This window comes from Foetidibacter luteolus (assembly GCF_009650435.1).
GTDB lineage: Bacteria > Bacteroidota > Bacteroidia > Chitinophagales > Chitinophagaceae > Foetidibacter > Foetidibacter luteolus.
In genome coordinates, this window is the sequence record NZ_VVIP01000022.1 from 75,725 (window position 1) to 92,082 (window position 16,358).

The 16,358-nt window shown below is 44.5% G+C and carries 14 protein-coding genes; 5 read left to right on the forward strand and 9 right to left on the reverse strand.

Annotated features, from left to right (window positions below; genetic code table 11):
* Positions 1-66: 66 nt before the first annotated feature.
* Positions 67-1,299, reverse strand: a complete 1,233-nt coding sequence (locus tag F0364_RS06505; protein ID WP_153796961.1) for a TCR/Tet family MFS transporter — start codon at positions 1,297-1,299, stop codon at positions 67-69.
* 651 nt (positions 1,300-1,950) lie between these two features.
* Between F0364_RS06505 and F0364_RS06510 the strand changes: the two genes are divergently transcribed.
* Both F0364_RS06510 and F0364_RS06515 read left to right on the forward strand, forming a co-directional pair.
* Complete coding sequence (locus F0364_RS06510) at positions 1,951-5,265, forward strand: 4-alpha-glucanotransferase (RefSeq protein WP_235921020.1); 3,315 nt, start codon at positions 1,951-1,953, stop codon at positions 5,263-5,265.
* 581 nt (positions 5,266-5,846) lie between these two features.
* Positions 5,847-6,986 carry an acyl-CoA dehydrogenase family protein gene (locus F0364_RS06515; RefSeq protein WP_153796962.1) on the forward strand — a complete coding sequence of 380 codons (1,140 nt, stop codon included), beginning with the start codon at positions 5,847-5,849 and terminating at the stop codon, positions 6,984-6,986.
* Positions 6,987-7,056: 70 nt separating this feature from the next.
* Here the strand turns inward: F0364_RS06515 and F0364_RS06520 are convergent, their stop codons facing one another.
* Genes F0364_RS06520 through F0364_RS06530 form a run of 3 tightly spaced genes read right to left on the reverse strand, consistent with a single transcriptional unit; the run spans position 7,057 to position 8,686 of the window.
* Positions 7,057-7,251, reverse strand: a complete 195-nt coding sequence (locus F0364_RS06520; RefSeq protein ID WP_153796963.1) for a type II toxin-antitoxin system antitoxin — start codon at positions 7,249-7,251, stop codon at positions 7,057-7,059.
* Between the two features lie 45 nt (positions 7,252-7,296).
* Positions 7,297-7,809 carry a hypothetical protein gene (locus F0364_RS06525; RefSeq protein WP_153796964.1) on the reverse strand — a complete coding sequence of 171 codons (513 nt, stop codon included), beginning with the start codon at positions 7,807-7,809 and terminating at the stop codon, positions 7,297-7,299.
* Position 7,810: 1 nt separating this feature from the next.
* A complete protein-coding gene (locus F0364_RS06530) occupies positions 7,811-8,686 on the reverse strand; it encodes an SPFH domain-containing protein (RefSeq protein ID WP_153796965.1) in 876 nt (291 codons plus the stop codon).
* 299 nt (positions 8,687-8,985) lie between these two features.
* On the opposite strand from F0364_RS06530, the gene F0364_RS06535 reads away from it, so the two are divergent.
* Complete coding sequence (locus F0364_RS06535; protein ID WP_153796966.1) at positions 8,986-9,804, forward strand: alpha/beta hydrolase; 819 nt, start codon at positions 8,986-8,988, stop codon at positions 9,802-9,804.
* A gap of 15 nt (positions 9,805-9,819) precedes the next feature.
* Here the strand turns inward: F0364_RS06535 and F0364_RS06540 are convergent, their stop codons facing one another.
* Both F0364_RS06540 and F0364_RS06545 read right to left on the reverse strand, forming a co-directional pair.
* Positions 9,820-10,335 carry a GNAT family N-acetyltransferase gene (locus F0364_RS06540; RefSeq protein ID WP_153796967.1) on the reverse strand — a complete coding sequence of 172 codons (516 nt, stop codon included), beginning with the start codon at positions 10,333-10,335 and terminating at the stop codon, positions 9,820-9,822.
* 60 nt (positions 10,336-10,395) lie between these two features.
* On the reverse strand, positions 10,396-11,493 hold the full coding sequence (locus F0364_RS06545) for a histidine kinase (RefSeq protein ID WP_153796968.1): 1,098 nt from the start codon (positions 11,491-11,493) through the stop codon (positions 10,396-10,398).
* A 522-nt stretch (positions 11,494-12,015) separates the two neighbouring features.
* Here F0364_RS06545 and F0364_RS06550 point away from each other — a divergent pair.
* Positions 12,016-13,095: a sensor histidine kinase gene (locus F0364_RS06550; RefSeq protein WP_153796969.1), complete on the forward strand. Its 1,080-nt coding sequence runs from the start codon at positions 12,016-12,018 to the stop codon at positions 13,093-13,095.
* Entirely contained in the window at positions 13,092-13,847 is a 756-nt protein-coding gene (locus F0364_RS06555; protein WP_153796970.1) for a LytR/AlgR family response regulator transcription factor, read from the forward strand. Before F0364_RS06550 ends, F0364_RS06555 begins: the two co-directional genes overlap by 4 nt.
* Before the next feature lie 15 nt (positions 13,848-13,862).
* Here the strand turns inward: F0364_RS06555 and F0364_RS06560 are convergent, their stop codons facing one another.
* The 3 genes from F0364_RS06560 to F0364_RS06570 form a co-directional block, all read right to left on the reverse strand.
* Positions 13,863-14,684: a segregation and condensation protein A gene (locus F0364_RS06560; protein ID WP_153796971.1), complete on the reverse strand. Its 822-nt coding sequence runs from the start codon at positions 14,682-14,684 to the stop codon at positions 13,863-13,865.
* Positions 14,685-14,942: 258 nt separating this feature from the next.
* Entirely contained in the window at positions 14,943-15,365 is a 423-nt protein-coding gene (gene mscL / locus F0364_RS06565; protein WP_153797045.1) for a large conductance mechanosensitive channel protein MscL, read from the reverse strand.
* A gap of 192 nt (positions 15,366-15,557) precedes the next feature.
* A complete protein-coding gene (locus F0364_RS06570) occupies positions 15,558-16,304 on the reverse strand; it encodes a PPK2 family polyphosphate kinase (RefSeq protein WP_153796972.1) in 747 nt (248 codons plus the stop codon).
* Between the last annotated feature and the right edge of the window lie 54 nt (positions 16,305-16,358).

Consider the following 16,358-nt stretch of genomic DNA (forward strand, 5'->3'; position numbering starts at 1 on the left):
AATAGTGTTACTCAACACAGGCAGTTGCGACACCCAAGACTCACGTTACTTTATACCTGCGGCTGCCTACGCTTTTTTTACAGCCAACACGCCTCTCTTTCTAAAATTCCGGATAGCCATAACAGTACTGGCAAATGTTAGTACTGATGCCATTAAAAAAGGCGCTCCCGGAAAAAGCAGCGGCGCACCGGCTTTGGTAAAATGGGCAAACAAAAACGTCATCAACGGCGGACCTATAATAGCAGTTGCACTCATCAGGCTGGTTAAGGCGCCCTGTAACTCTCCCTGTTCGTTGGCAGGCACGTTGGAAGATATAATGCCCTGTATAGAAGGCCCGGCTATGCCGCCCAGTGCATAAGGCACCATAAAAGCAAACATCATCCAGCCCTGTGTGGCAAAAGCAAACAGTAAAAAGCCGATGCTGTACAACAGCAGGCCGGTATAAACGCTGCGCTCCTGCCCCAACCTCGGTATAATAACCCTTATAAGGCCGCCCTGTACCAATGCCACTACCAGCCCTATAAAGCCAAGTGAGTACCCTACTTTAGCTTCTGTCCAGTTAAATTTTTCCATGTTGTAGTACGTCCAGGTGCTTTGCACGGAGTGGCCGGCTATATACACCAGTGTTAACGAAGCCACCAACCCCGCCACTGCGGAATATTTGCGCAGCAGCACCAGCGAACCCAACGGGTTAGCCCTTTTCCATTCAAACTTGCGGCGGTGGGCTTTATCCAGCGATTCCGGCAAAACAAAGTAACCGTACAGGCAGTTAAGCAGTGCCAGGCCCGCTGCCGCCAAAAAAGGAACTTTGGCGCCAAACTGTACCAATTGGCCGCCCAGTACCGGCCCCAATATAAAGCCAAGGCCAAAGGCGGCGCCAACAAGGCCAAAGTTCTGCGCTCTTTTTTCAGGTGTGCTTATATCTGCAATGTAAGCGGTGGCGGTGGTAAAGCTGGCCCCGGTAATACCGGCAATTACCCGGCCCAGGAACAGCCACCCGATACTGGGGGCAAAAGCCAGGAAAATATAATCTATACCAAAGCCCAGCAGTGATAACAGCAATACCGGCCGCCGCCCGTACCTGTCGCTAAGGTTACCTAATACAGGTGCAAACAAAAACTGCATAATGGCATAAGCGAAAGTAAGCAGGCCGTTATATTCCGATGCCACGCTAAGGTTGCCATGCACAAGGTTGCTTATCAGCCGCGGCATTACCGGCACTATAATGCCCAGCCCGGTAATATCAATAAGCAGGGTAATAAAAATAAAACCCATTGCAGCCTGTTTCTTGTTTGCCATATCTGTAAAAATGATGCGCAAAGTAAAAGCAATTTAAAAGCATCATTGCGGCAAACGAGATGAAATATATCATCCGCCATGTAAACGGTATAACGCAGTACTTTTTTTGGGACGGACTGCATCGCTATTCTCAACCCCGGTTGTGTCACTCACTTGTACGGCAACAATTCTATTCACCGATTACTGTAGTAGCTGCCCTGAACTTAAACAAAGAACAGTTTTTTGCCACTACCCTACTTTCAGGCTGTGTTTGTACTTGTTGCAGTACGAAAACCTGTCGGACAGCTCTTTAATAAAGTTTTGTGTAATAATTACACATTGTTTACTTTAGCTTCATCTTTGCAGGCTTTTGTTAGCTATACACATGGTCATACGGAAGGAGGATTTGCGGAAAAAAGCTTCGGACGTACAAGTGAGTGACACAAGGAAGCCGCCCAAAGTGACGAACCTCCGTAACCAAAAAATGCTTATTTAACTGCAAAAAATTGCTGCTGTATGAATATTACTTTACCCCCTTTATGGGCACCCCGGTATTACGAAAATCAGTCATATCAAGACTTATACACCGAACGACCGTTTGTTTGCGGGATAATTAAATAAGGTTAGCAAGCAATCGTTTTCTAAATTTGCCCACTCAAAAAACTTACTATTTTGGCAACTGAAAAAAATACACCGGCTACGGAACAGGCTCCTGCAGTTACTGCGGAAACTACTGTAAACGGCCTGCCGGTACCGGCGCCTAAAAAAGCCGCTGCTAAGAAAGCAAAGAAAACCGGCGATGATGTTGTAGCAGAAACAGACAAGACTACCAAAGAAAAAACAGCTAAAAAAGTTGCGGCTAAAAAGGCGGCAAAGCCCGTAGCCAAACCAAAAAAGGCTGAAATAAAACAAGAAGAAGCCCCGGCGCCTTTACCAGATATTATTCTTCCGGTGCAGGTTACACCTGAAAAAGAAGAAACAACAGCTAAAGAAGAAGCACCTGTAAAAAAAGCTGCCCGCGCCAAAAAAGCCGCGGTAAAAGAACCAACGGCCAAGGCCCCCGCAAAAAAAACAGGCAAAAAAGCAACGCCTGAAGCAGAGGCCCCCGCAGAAATACCAGCCGCAAAACCGAAAAAAGCGGCTGCCAAGCCTAAAAAAGCAGCCACGGTTGCTACCCCTGTAGCTGAAGAAAACATACCGTTTACTGAAACAATAGCTGAAACTGCCGAACCGGCTACCGCACCACCCGTTGCGGAAACTGAGCCGGCGCCGCAGGCCCCTGCTACTGTAAAACTGGTAATGCACCTGCGTTTTCATACAGAACATGGCCAGCACCTGTTTATAACCGGCAACCATGAAATCTTTGGAAATGAAGACATTAGCAAGGCATTGCCAATGCATTATGTACATAACGACCTGTGGGCGGTAGATACTGAACTGGACATAAGCAGCATGCCTGAAAAGGGCATAACCTATAACCATGTGCTGCGCTACCCTGATGGCATTGTTAGCTACGATTGGGGCAGCGATAAAGTACTGAAGGCGGATTTGATTACCGGCAACAGCATACACATAAGCGACGCATGGAACCATGCCGGTTTTTATGAAAATGCCTTTTACACCGAGCCTTTTACCAATGTATTGCTAAAAGATAATTACACAGCGGTAGCGCCGACAGAAACGGTTGGTGCAACGCATTTGCTGAAAGTAAAAGCGCCGCTGCTTACAAAAGGCCAAACCATTTGTATTACCGGCGCAGCGGAAAGCCTGGGCAACTGGAAAAAAGATGCCCCTGTACTACTTAGCCGGAAGGAAAATGAAGACGAGTTTACCGTACGTGTTGATTTGTCTAAAGCGCATTTTCCTGTAAAGTACAAATACGCGGTGTATGATGTGGAAGAGAAAAAAATTGTGCGCTACGAAGATGGGGCCGACAGGTTCCTGCAGGCTTCACCGGTGCAAACCTCTTTCAGCATTATTAATGATGGGTTTGCCGTGCTTCCGAATAATACATGGAAAGGGGCTGGCGTTTCTGTTCCGGTATTTAGCCTTCGCAGCAAAAATGCTTTTGGTTGCGGCGAGTTTACTGACCTTAAACTGTTGGTTGACTGGGCTAAAAAAACCGGCCTTAAGCTGATACAGATATTACCCGTTAACGATACCACAGCCACGCATTCCTGGGTTGACTCGTACCCTTACGCAGCCATTTCTGCTTTTGCGCTGCACCCCATGTATCTAAACCTGGCCAAAGTTGCCGGTGAAAAGGGAAAACACCTGGTTACCGCCCTGGAAGATGAGCGGCTGCGCATTAACAAGGCCGGTGCTGTAGATTACGAAGCGGTAAATAGCCTTAAATGGAAGCTGGTACAACAGCTTTACCCGCTGCTGAAAGATGAAACTTTTGCCTCAGAAGATTACCAGGCGTATTTTGAAAAGAACAAACACTGGCTTACCCCTTATGCGGCGTTCTGCTACCTGCGGGATAAATACGCCACTGTTGATTTTAATAAATGGCCACAGTACAACAGCTACAATGCGCAGGAAATAGCCGGGCTGGCCAGCCAGAACGAGGATGCTACAGGACTGCATTATTTTATACAATACCATTTGCACCTGCAGCTAAAAGAAGCGGCTGACTACGCCCACGCCAACGGCATTATACTTAAAGGCGATATAGCCATTGGCGTGTACCGCTACGGCGCCGATGCCTGGCAGCAGCCCGGGCTTTACCACATGGACATGCAGGCTGGCGCCCCGCCGGACGATTTTGCACCCAAAGGGCAAAACTGGGGCTTTCCTACTTACAACTGGGAAAAAATGAAACATGATGGCTTTGCCTGGTGGAGACAGCGTTTTGAGCAGATGAGTTATTATTTTGACGCTTTCCGCATAGACCATATACTGGGCTTCTTCCGCATCTGGAGCATCCCCTACCATTCTGTAGAAGGTATTATGGGGCATTTTGAACCAGCCATACCGGTAAGCGTGCATGAGTTTCATGCAAGGGGCATTGCCTTTGACTTTAACCGCTACACCAGGCCCTACATTACCGATAAAATACTGAACGATACTTTTGGTGACCAGCAGGATTATATACGCCGCACTTACCTGTTAAAAGATGGCTCTGGCAATTACCTGCTAAAACCGGAATTCTCCACGCAACGACAGATAGAAAACTATTTTGGCGGCTTTGAAAAGAATGCACACAACGCATGGCTGAAGCAGTCGCTTTTCAATATTATTTCCAATGTAATCCTTTTTGAAGCAGAAGGAAGCGACGGGCAACTGTTCCATTTCCGGTTTTCCATGGAAAACACGTTATCATTCAGGCAACTGGATGGGCATACGCAAAACCAGTTGAAAGACCTGTATGTTAACTATTTCTTCCGCCGCCAGGACAACTTCTGGAAAGTGGAAGCCATGCAAAAACTGCCGGGCCTTAAACGTGTAACCAATATGCTGGTTTGCGGCGAAGACCTTGGCCTGGTGCCCGGCTGCGTACACGATGTGATGAAACAACTGGGTATACTGAGCCTTGAGATACAACGCATGCCCAAAGATTCTCACAAAGAGTTTTTCCATCCGGCAGATGCGCCATACCTGAGCGTGGTTACACCATCCACCCACGACATGAGTACCATCCGTAGCTGGTGGGAGGAAGACCGCAACAAATCCCAACGTTTTTACAATACGGTAATGGGCCAAAAAGGGTATGCGCCTTATCTCTGCGATGCATGGGTTAATAAAGCAATTGTAGAACAACACCTGTTTTCACCCGCCATGTGGAGCATCTTCCAGGTGCAGGATCTGCTGGGCATTAACCAGAAAATACGTAAGGAAGAGCCCCATGATGAGCGTATCAACGTGCCGGCTAACCCAAAAAATTACTGGCGCTACAGGGTGCATCTTAACCTGGAAGACCTGTTGAACGCGGAAGAGTTCAACACCGAATTGCAGGATGCAGTAACAAGAAGCGGCAGGGGCTAACCCGGTTTTCTTCTCATATTTAACACTCAATAATCAATGCGGGTTAAGCCTGGTTGTTTATTGAGTGTTTTTGTTTCCGGCATTAACAGAAAATTTATGGGCCAGGCAGAAGGAACAGGCATTAAGCTGCCGTTGCGTCGCACTCTTCTGCGGTTGGATTCGCTATGCGGCTTTTCCCACCAGGTAGGTTTGCCTGTTCCGTGTTCTTTTGTTTAAAGTTGAATGTTAGCGGCTATGCCTGTAAAGCCTGCTGTTTCGTAGCAATATTATGTGGCATGCAACAATACAACCTGCCTGCAAAGCGGCAACAGGCTACACCTTCGGGTGAGGGATTGAAACGGTTACCCCGCTGAAGCCTTCGCAGCCTGGCCTTGTGGCGGAGTAATAGTGGAAAGCCCGACCCCTTGCGATAGCTTGGGGGCACCCCTGAAATTTTACTGAAGAACTTACCAGGCAGTAAGACTAAACCGCAAATGATACTTAAATAAAGTGCATTACCAGGATAATCTGCCTAATCCGTTAAATGGTAGTGATAAATCTCCCTGCATCCCTTACATTTGCTTACTAACAAATGTTAGCGTATGAATTTCCAAATAAACGAGCTTACCCGCCAGGTAGCAGAAACAGCCAGGGATTTTGCACAGCAGCACATAAAGCCTTATGTAATGGAGTGGGATGAAACACAGGAATTTCCTGTACAGGTATTTAAAGAAATGGGCAAACTGGGCATGATGGGTGCGTTGGTACCTGAAGAGTATGGCGGCGCAGGGTTATCGTACTACGAATACAAAGTGATTATTGAAGAAGTAGCGAAAGTGTGCGGATCTATAGGGCTTAGCCTGGCAGCACATAACTCCCTTTGCACCAACCATATTTTAACCTTTGGCAACGAAGAACAAAAAAAACAATACCTGCCCAAACTGGCTACGGCGGAATATATAGGGGCATGGGGCCTTACAGAAGCCAACACCGGCAGCGATGCAGGCAACATGAAAACAACAGCAATAAAAGACGGGAATGACTGGGTTTTAAACGGCACCAAAAACTGGATAACCCATGGCAAAAGTGGCGACATTGCCGTGGTTATTGCCCGTACCGGCGAGCCCCGCACAAGCGGGAACAGTACCGCGTTTATTGTAGAAAAAGGCACTGCCGGTTTTACCGGCGGCAAAAAAGAAAACAAGCTGGGTATGCGGGCCAGCGAAACTGCGGAAATGATTTTTGACAATTGCCGCATACCCGATACTAACCGGCTTGGCAAAATAGGCGATGGCTTTCGCCAGGCGCTTACCATACTGGACGGCGGCAGGATATCCATTGCTTCGCTGGCACTGGGCATAGCCAAAGGCGCTTATGAAGCGGCATTGCAGTATTCCAAAGAACGTTACCAGTTTGACCAGCCGATTGCCAGCTTCCAGGGCATTAGCTTTAAGCTGGCCGATATGGCCACAGAAATAGCAGCGGCAGAAATGCTGGTGTTACAATCCTGCGATTTGAAAGTACGTGGCGAAAAGGTTACCAAACTTTCGGCCATGGCTAAGTATTACGCCAGTGAGGTATCTGTAAAAGTTGCAACAGAAGCAGTGCAGGTATTTGGCGGTTATGGCTACACCAAAGATTTTCCCGTGGAAAAATTTTACCGGGATTCCAAGCTTTGCACCATTGGCGAAGGCACTTCGGAGATTCAAAAAATTGTAATAGCACGGGAAGTGTTGGCATAAAATACCACGTACAACAAAGGCCGGGGGGTTATCCCGGCCTTATAATTTTCCGCTATACGCGGCCTTTGCCTTACCCCTGTTTTTTCTTAGGCGAGACCTTCTTTTCAGCGCTCTCTTCCCCTGGCTTTAATCTTCCGGCCTCTTTCAGCTTTTGGTCAAGCAGCCATTCAATCTGCCCGTTTACACTGCGGAATTCATCACCGGCCCATTTCTCCAGCGCCTTGTAAGCTGCCTCATCTATGCGTAAAACAAAACTCTTCTTCAAACTGCAAAGCGTTTAATGTATTAAACAATAAAAGCATGCCGGGTTTTACCGGGCATGCTTAAAAGGGTTAAGCATCAGTTGCTCGCAACTGGTTAGCAGGCTTAAAGCCTGCTGGCTGCCTATGTAGTATTTTCTGCCATCCTTCATATCAATGGCAACACCACGGTCTCCGCTAACGGTATGCGCTTTACCCCATTTTTTTGTTTTGGAATAGCCCCAGCTTGTGTTGGTCCACTTCTGCAACTTTATGTCCGCAATAGCCTGAATATCTATAAAACTATAGTTTCTAAAAAAAGGCATCCAGCGGTAATAAATACCTTTAACGGTAACAACGGTTTCAAAGCTGGTTATGTAAAACAATAACATGTTAACAGCACCCATAAACAAAACCAACCCTACCGCGAAAAGCCCATCTTTTACCTTTCCCTCATTAAACATAAGCACTGTGGGCAACAGCACCGAGGTTATTGTACTGAACACCAGCAAAAACCAAAGCCATCCCTGCCGGAACTGTTGCCGCTCCCTGAACAATATTTTTTCGTTATTGAACTCTTTCATGTTACTGGTATAAAGTGCCGGTATTTAAAACAGGCGTGGCTGCTTTTTCACCACACAATACAACCATCAGGTTGCTTACCATGGCGGCTTTACGCTCCTCATCCAGGCTGACAATTTCTTTTTTAGACAATTCTTCCAGTGCCAGTTCTACCATGCCTACAGCGCCTTCCACTATTTTGTAGCGGGCAGCAACTATGGCCGTGGCCTGCTGCCTTTGCAGCATGGCGCCGGCAATTTCTGAAGCATACGCCAGGTGGCTTATGCGGGCTTCTTTAACAATAATGCCGGCTTCAGCGCTGCGTTCATTTAGCTCTGCGGTAAGCATTTCAGTAACTTTTTCACCGCCCTCTCTTAATGTAAGAGAAGCATGCTCGTTCTCCATATTGTCATAAGGATAGCTTACAGCAAGATGCCTTATTGCGGCTTCGCTTTGTATTTTAATGTATTGCTCATAATTCGTTACCTCAAAAGAGGCCCTGTATGTGTCTTTTACCTGCCATACAATAACAGCGGCAATCTCAATAGGGTTACCCATTTTGTCATTCACCTTCAGCTTGGAGCTTTCCAGGTTGTTTAAGCGTAACGATAAACGTTTTCTTGAATACAGCGGATTTACATAACGCAATCCGTTTTCTTTAATAGTACCCACGTACCTGCCAAAAAACGTACACACTTTGGATTGGTTTGGACTGATGATAGTAAGGCCGCTCATAAAGAATATTGATACCAGTATAAGCAGGATACCCATTAAAATAATTGCCCGGCGGGAACCACCTGCGTGCCCGCTGTTAACCAGCAGGTACACTGCGCCGGTTAGCGCCAGCAAACCAACAAGCAGTATTAAAAAACCGGAGATGGGGCGTATAATCTTTTCCATATAAAATGATATTATTTTGATATCAAATTTATATAACCAAATTTTTCTGGTCAAGCTATATTTGATGAACGGTAAAAATGCCAGGCTCTGAAAAGGCAGTACCCGGGGTTGAGCTACTACAAGGTGGGAAAAGCTGCGTAGCGAACAAGGCGCATAAGAGTGCGACGCAAGAGAAGCCTCATGCTTATTCTTCTGCCGGGCCCATAAAAATAAAAATGGCGCAGCCATAATAGTGATTGAACCAGCTTGAAGCCATAATAAACTCTGTAGCATTATATTTACCGGGTAAAAACATTGTTATGAAAAAGCTGGCCGTTTTACTGTTTTTCTTCCTGCTAACTGAATATGCCAAAGCCGGCACAACAGATACTGTTGAAGTGTATAGCAATGCCATGCACAAGAATATCAAATGTGTTATTGTTAAGCCATCCGCATACGATGAAAAATCTTTTCGCTACCCGGTGGTTTACCTGCTGCACGGCTATAGCGGCAACTATGCGCAATGGATAAACACCTGCCCCGCCCTTGCAACAAAGGCCGATGAAATGAATGCCATTATTGTTTGTCCTGATGGCGGTTTTGGCAGTTGGTATTTTGACAGCCCGGTGGATAGCAGCATACGTTATGAAACTTTTGTAAGCGATGAACTGGTAAGTTATATAGACGCTAAATACGCCAGCATTGCAGACAGGCGGCACCGGGCCATTACAGGCCTGAGCATGGGCGGACATGGGGCCATGTATCTTGCTATTAGGCACAGGGATAAATACGGTGCGGCCGGCAGTACCAGCGGGGGTGTTGACTTTACGCCTTTTCCTAAAAACTGGGATATTGCCAAAGACCTGGGCGATTACAGCAGCCACCAGCAGCTATGGCAGCAGCATACGGTAATAAGCCAGGCAAATAACCTGAAGAACAGAGAGCTTTCTATTATTGTGGATTGCGGCATTGATGACTTTTTTTTGCAGGTAAACCGCAACCTGCACCAAGCATTGCTGGAAAAGAAAATTGACCATGACTACATTGAAAGGCCGGGCGGGCACGATGGGCCTTACTGGGCTAACTCCATACTGTACCAGCTACTTTTTTTTCAGCAATATTTTTCAGGAGAAAAGTAAACTTGACTGCGGCTTTTATAAAACAAGCTTCATCAGGTAATCGTTCTGCTTATCGGTACCCAGCACAAACTCATGTTCGCTAAAAACAGTAAAGCCGAGTTTCTTGTAAAAAGCTATGGCCTTTTGGTTATGCTCCCACACACCCAGCCAAAGTATTTCGTATTTTTTGCGGCGGGCATACTGTATGCATTCGTTCATCAGCAACAGCCCAATACGGTTGCCCTGGAAGCTTTGCAAAACATAGATACGTTCCAACTCAATATGCTTTAACCCGTACAGCTCATGCGGCTTTTGGGTACGGCGCAACTTGGCATAACCGGCCACTTCTTCATCTAACCTGGCCAGGAAAAACTGAACACCTTTCTCGCTAAACTCTTTTTGTATGGTGGCAGGCGTAAAATGTTGCTGTATATGCTGCAGCATATCTTCCGCTGTATTGTGAGAAGCAAATGTTTCATAGAAAGTTTTGGCACCCAGTGTTGACAGCACTTCAGCATCTTCAATAGTACCCTTGGTTATTACAGCAGGCATGTAACAAAAATTATAAGCTTAATCTACAAAGTAAAAACCAAATGGCAAGGTTTCTTTTGGTTATTTGGTAATTGCTTTACGCAGGTTGATATATAGAGATATGATGACCTGGTCAACCTCTATCAACACCTTTAGCTCGTGGCTTTGCGGGTAAATAAGGTTTAAACGCCTGCTGATGTTCTGAAGAATAATATTGCTGCCATTAGTGAGTGTAGAGGTGTCGGGCGGTTTATTCCATGTTAACCGCATGTTGAAGTTGCCATTATCAGCGGAGATGTTAATGTGCAGTTTTTTATGTTCCGTTGCAAGCAGAGATACATGTTTGAAAGCATTTTCAGTAACGGGCAGTATAATGAATGGCGCAATCCTGTTGGCCATCATGTCACCCTCTGTGTACAGCGTTATTTCAACCGGGTTGCTGGCAGTCGCTTTGCTAAGCTCTATGTATTCATTCAGCAGTTGTAATTCTTTGGCGATGGCAATAGTGCCCAGGTTGTTTTCATAAAGGGCATATACAAGCAGGCTTTTAATTTTCTTCATCAACACAGGCATCTGCGAAGGCTTTTGCTCAGATACCTGTTCCACACGCTCCAGTATATCTGCCAAAAAGAACGGTTGAGTATGCCCCTTTTCCACCTCAGCTTCGTTCTTGGCTTTTTCTTCTTTCAACAGTTCTACTTCCTGTTGTTTGATGTACCAGAGTTTGCCCAGTTTTATGGCGGCAGCCAGGCAGCCCTCCATGTTTATCTGGCTGAAGAGGCTAAAGAAGTTGCCCATGATGTTCTTCCTGGGCATTGGAACCGGCATGCCGTTTAACTCTCTTATAAAAGGTACACAGTAGTAAAAGTACAGCTCAAAGGCAATGATGATAACAAAGCTTGCCAGCACCCATAGCAAAACCATGGCAATATAACGCCCCCTGAACAGGAATTGCGGCAGCAGGTAATAGATGATGAAGTAACAAAACAACATATCCAACGGTGTGGAAACAGTTACTTCCATAAAGGATTCTACAAAGGCTTTCATAAAGCCATACTCAGACTTCCACAGCAATGCCGAAACGGTTGCATAATACAATATCCAGGCAAACCAGAAAATAAAATGACGGGAGCGGCGGTAATTGCGGCTGTTGGAAAATATCAGTGCATCCAGCGTCATAAGCAGGGATGAGAAATTTAGTACTGATGATAGAAAAACCGGCAGGTAGCTGTTATAACAGCATAGCCACACAATAAAGCCGGAAGATGAACGGAAGTAAAATTATCTCATGGCAAAAGAAGGTTTCTAAAAAAATGACAGGTGGTAGAAACCACCCAAGTCACATGAGAAAAATACTACTCTCTTAAAATATCTTTTATGCTTAACAAGAATAAGTTCATAGCTTTTTCGAAATTAAGCCGCACTTATTGGTAAGCGAGTGTAAAATTTACCGAAACCGGAATTTTAACCGCTCAAGCAAATAAATATATCCTTGAAACCTGACACTATGCATGGGGTATTATTAGCGAACAACCGATTGAACAAGGGCACAAATCTTTCAACTATACAACCGAAGCGAAAAATCATATAACCTAATATCAGCTCAAAACGCCGGAGGGCATTTTAACAACAATTAACTTTTTATTATAATGGCCTGCTTTCAACATTGCGTTATTATTTATACCAACTGCACTCAGGTACATGAATGTAACCGGTGATATTAAACCTTCGCTAACGCTTGACCGCAAGAGACAATTTCTGAACGATGGAATTGTAAAACTGATTGGCATACCGCTGTTTGGTATTCTTATACCCAATATTACAAGGCTTATCACCAACTCTGCCTACCAGCTACATGAACTATTATTGAGCTATGGATATTTTGTGATAGTGTCGTTTATTGTATGGCAAGGCAATGTGCTGCTGATGAAATACCTGTCTTACCGTGTGAAATGGAAGAAAGAAACGTACTATAACAAAATACTGGCACTGCTGGCGTCTAATGTAATGTATTCAGGGCTGGTATCAGCAGGTCTTATATATGTATGGCTGTCTTTTTCCCACGAACAACTTACCAACTGGAACCCGTTGATTAACTCAACCTTTGTTATCATTATAGCAGCCGCTTTTGTGACCAACATTTATGAGAACTTTTTTTTGATAAGGCAGCAGTTGCATACCCTGTCCCGTGTGGAACAGTTAAGCCTTGCAAAATCCCAGGCTGAGCTGCATGCCCTGAAAAACCAGATTGACCCGCATTTTATTTTCAATGCGCTCAATACCCTTTCTTACCTTATTGTGGCCGATGCAAAAAACGCCAAACTATATAATGATACACTGGCAAGGGTTTACCAGTACATACTAAGCAACAAACACAGAGATGTAGTGCTGCTACGTGAAGAACTGGAGTTTATCAGTAATTACTTTTACCTGCTAAAGATTCGTTTTGCCAATGCTATTAATATGACCATTGAGATAAACGATATGGGTGCGGGAGAAAACCTGATATTGCCGATATCGCTGCAAACGCTGATAGAAAATGCCATAAAGCACAATGATTTTTGCGATGAAGACCCACTGGAAATACAGGTTTCCGTTGAAACGAATTATGTAGTTGTTAAGAACCGGATGCATAAAAAAGCATACCCTGTGCCTTCATCAAGAATTGGCCTGGCCAACCTTGACAACAGGTACAGGCTTATTGCCCGCAGAAATATTTTGAAAGATGAGTTTAATAACTATTTCGTTGTTAAACTACCCATAATCAGCATTAAGCAATGAAAGTTTTAATAATTGAAGATGAAAGGCCGGCGCTGGAAAATATGATGGAGTGTTTGAGAAATGCGGATGAACAGGTTAAAATCATTGGAACGCTGAGCAGCGTGCAAAACAGTATTAACTGGTTAAATGCTAACCCTTTGCCAGACCTGATATTTATGGATATACAGCTCTCTGACGGGCTGTCCTTTAATATTCTTAAACAAAGTAATATTACCTGCCCGGTTATTTTTACCACCGCTTTTGATCATTATATTACCCAGGCGCTGGATTACAATAGTATTGATTACCTGCTTAAGCCCATTGATTGCAGCAGGATAAACAATACCATCAAAAAGTACAAGAACCTGCAGCAGCATTTTGTGAATAATTACAGTACGCTGCTGGATTACCTTAACCACCAGCAGAAGAAAAGGTCAAGGGTGGTGGTTAAAAAGGGTCTTGAATTTCAAACGATAAGACTGGAAGATATAGCCTACTTTTTTACAGAACACAAAGTGGTATTTGTGGTTGATAAAGACTGTAAAAAGTTTTTAGCCGAAATTGACACGCTTGCGGAACTGGAAGAAGAACTGGACGACAGCATTTTCTTCAGGGCCAACCGTAAGTACATTGTAAACGCTAATTATATTAATCGTTACAAATCGGTGGATAAGAGTAAGATAAGCCTTGAATTAAGCGTACCGGTAAATGAAGAGATCATCATCAGCCAGGAAAATGCATCCACCTTTAAAAAATGGATAAGCGAAATTTAACAGGCGCCAGGGGCATTAATTAAGCAAAACAGGATTGGTTACAATGTTTCCTGTTCCATCAAATTTTATCTCTACGTCAGGCTCCCTGTTGTCATTCCATTCAACAATAAAATTGTTGCGGCCATCACCTACCATTATGGCCATATATTTTAGCTGTACCAGCTCAAGCATAGACAGAAAGAGGAATATAGCATGTATCCGGTTTTCGCAGGTGTCGAATATTTTTTCAAAAGCCACCGTTTTTTCTTTCCTCACCATGTTCATCATGTTTTCACGGCTGCCTTCCATGGTATAATTATAACGCACCACGGTATGCACAGGTTTATTGTTTTTATCATGCAGCCGCTGCATCACCCTTTCAAACGTTTTCATCAGTTTAAAAAGGGTAATATTTTGTATCTCAGTGCCTTCAGACGCCGCTTCCCCAACCGTAGCCAATTCTTTGTGCAGGTTACCTCGTTTAACCATCAGCATTCGTATGGCTTCCATTTCAGCCATTTCAACAGCCGCCTCCTTAAATTTCTTGTACTCAAGAATTTTGTCCACCAGTTCCTGCCGCGGGTCAATTTCATTGCCCTGGGCGTCAATTTCTTTACGGGGCAGCAGCATCTTTGCTTTAATACGCATCAATGTGCTTACAAACAAAATAAACTCACTGCTCAGTTCAATATTAAGTTTCTCCTGCTCATGCACGTACGCCAAAAAATCCTTAATGATTTTAGTGATGGGTATATTGTAAATATCCAGTTCATCCCGTTCAATAAAAAAAAGCAGCAAATCGAACGGTCCTTCAAACTGCGGCAATTTTATCTGGTATGCGGTAGCGTTGGTAGCCATGATGTAATAATAACTGGTAAAACGGAATTTTTATTATGAGCCCGGCTGAATTACTGCTATTGAGCTTTGCTTGCGTCGCACTCTTCTACGCCTTGTCCGCTATTCTCCATTGTGCCGCAGGCTGAATAATCTTAACAGCAATAATGCAAAGTGCCGAAGCTGTTTACACTTCAGCACTTACAAATGTATCAATACCAGCTACAGCTACATAGTGCTGCCGGTACAATATGGAAAACTTGGCTTTGCCGGTTGATAAGTTTATTTGGCCTTTAACTCGTCTCGTATTTCCATCAGTAGTTTATCAGTAGAAGAAGGCCCCGGAGGTGGCGCTGCAGCCGCTTCTTCCTTATCTTTTAAACTGTTAATGCCTTTAACCAGCAGGAATATAACAAAGGCAAGTATGAGGAAGTTGATAACTATGGTAAGAAAGTTGCCATAGGCAAATACCGGCCCTGCTTCCCTTGCTTTTTCCAGGGGCAAACCTTCCGGTATTTTAGAAGACAACCTGATATAAAGATTGCTGAAATCTGCCTCAAAAATGGTACCTACAAGGGGCATTATCAGGTCTTTTACAACTGAGTCAACAATTTTGCCAAATGCGCCACCAATAATAACGCCCACCGCCAGGTCAATAACATTGCCTTTAACGGCAAATTTTTTAAACTCTCCTAAAAAGCCCATAGTAGTTTGATTTTTGGTTAAAGTATAATATACCAGTGCATGCCGCCGCATGAACTGTGTTATAGAACAATATGTATATAAGGGAAACGGAACCGGTTTAAAAACACATAGTGTGCCAGAACCATTTGGATAAAGGATTAAAGAGATTGATAACTAAAATATTAAAAAATACCGACAGCTCCGCATGCCGTTCTATTTTTTAAGCCCGGGATAGCGCATCTTCAACGATTTTAATGTTCTGTGCAAGGCTTCAGTAACAAGGTATTCTTTGTACCAGTTTTGATCGGCGGGCACAATGGTCCACGGCACATGGTTACAATGCGTAAAGCAATCCTCATACATTTTCATGTATTCATTCCAAAGTTTGGCTTCCTCAAAATCTTTCTCGTTGTATTTCCATTGCTTGCGTGGGTCGTCAAGGCGTTCCTGCAGCCTTGCATTTTGCTCCTCCGGCGATATGTGCAGGTAAAACTTCAGTATGTGCGTATTATTATGCTCTGTAAGCAGTTGTTCAAAATCATTAATGGCGGCCATTCTTTTACGGGCAGTTTTATCATCAATTATCTTATGCACCCGGGTTACCAGTATGTCTTCGTAGTGGCTGCGGTTAAATACCTGTATCATGCCTTTAGGCGGTACATGGCGGTGGATGCGCCACAAAAAATCGTGGCTTAGCTCTTCTGCTGTAGGCACTTTAAAGGATTGTACGGTAACGCCCTGTGGGTTTAAGTTGCCCAGCACATCCCGTATAGTGCCATCCTTTCCGCTGGCATCCATACCCTGCAGTATAATAAGTATGGAATGCTTGCTTTCCGCATACAACAGGTTTTGCAGTTCGTCAAGCTCTTTAAGAAGCGTAGCTGTTTTGGCTTTTGTTTGCTCTTTGTCTAAGCCATCCGGGGCTTTGGTACTGGTGGATTTAAGTTTTATGGCAGGCATATATCCCTTGTTTTCTTCAACAATTATAAGAACCCGAATATAAGGCTTTACCAT

Bases quoted from the DNA above. Each gene is read 5' to 3' on its own strand.
- F0364_RS06505 (WP_153796961.1), bottom strand. From the start codon at position 1,299: ATGGCAAACAAGAAACAGGCTGCAATGGGTTTTATTTTTATTACCCTG.
- F0364_RS06515 (WP_153796962.1), top strand. From the start codon at position 5,847: ATGAATTTCCAAATAAACGAGCTTACCCGCCAGGTAGCAGAAACAGCC.
- F0364_RS06525 (WP_153796964.1), bottom strand. From the start codon at position 7,809: ATGAAAGAGTTCAATAACGAAAAAATATTGTTCAGGGAGCGGCAACAG.
- F0364_RS06530 (WP_153796965.1), bottom strand. From the start codon at position 8,686: ATGGAAAAGATTATACGCCCCATCTCCGGTTTTTTAATACTGCTTGTT.
- F0364_RS06535 (WP_153796966.1), top strand. From the start codon at position 8,986: ATGAAAAAGCTGGCCGTTTTACTGTTTTTCTTCCTGCTAACTGAATAT.
- F0364_RS06540 (WP_153796967.1), bottom strand. From the start codon at position 10,335: ATGCCTGCTGTAATAACCAAGGGTACTATTGAAGATGCTGAAGTGCTG.
- F0364_RS06545 (WP_153796968.1), bottom strand. From the start codon at position 11,493: ATGACGCTGGATGCACTGATATTTTCCAACAGCCGCAATTACCGCCGC.
- F0364_RS06550 (WP_153796969.1), top strand. From the start codon at position 12,016: ATGAATGTAACCGGTGATATTAAACCTTCGCTAACGCTTGACCGCAAG.
- F0364_RS06555 (WP_153796970.1), top strand. From the start codon at position 13,092: ATGAAAGTTTTAATAATTGAAGATGAAAGGCCGGCGCTGGAAAATATG.
- F0364_RS06560 (WP_153796971.1), bottom strand. From the start codon at position 14,684: ATGGCTACCAACGCTACCGCATACCAGATAAAATTGCCGCAGTTTGAA.
- mscL (WP_153797045.1), bottom strand. From the start codon at position 15,365: ATGGGCTTTTTAGGAGAGTTTAAAAAATTTGCCGTTAAAGGCAATGTT.
- F0364_RS06570 (WP_153796972.1), bottom strand. From the start codon at position 16,304: ATGCCTGCCATAAAACTTAAATCCACCAGTACCAAAGCCCCGGATGGC.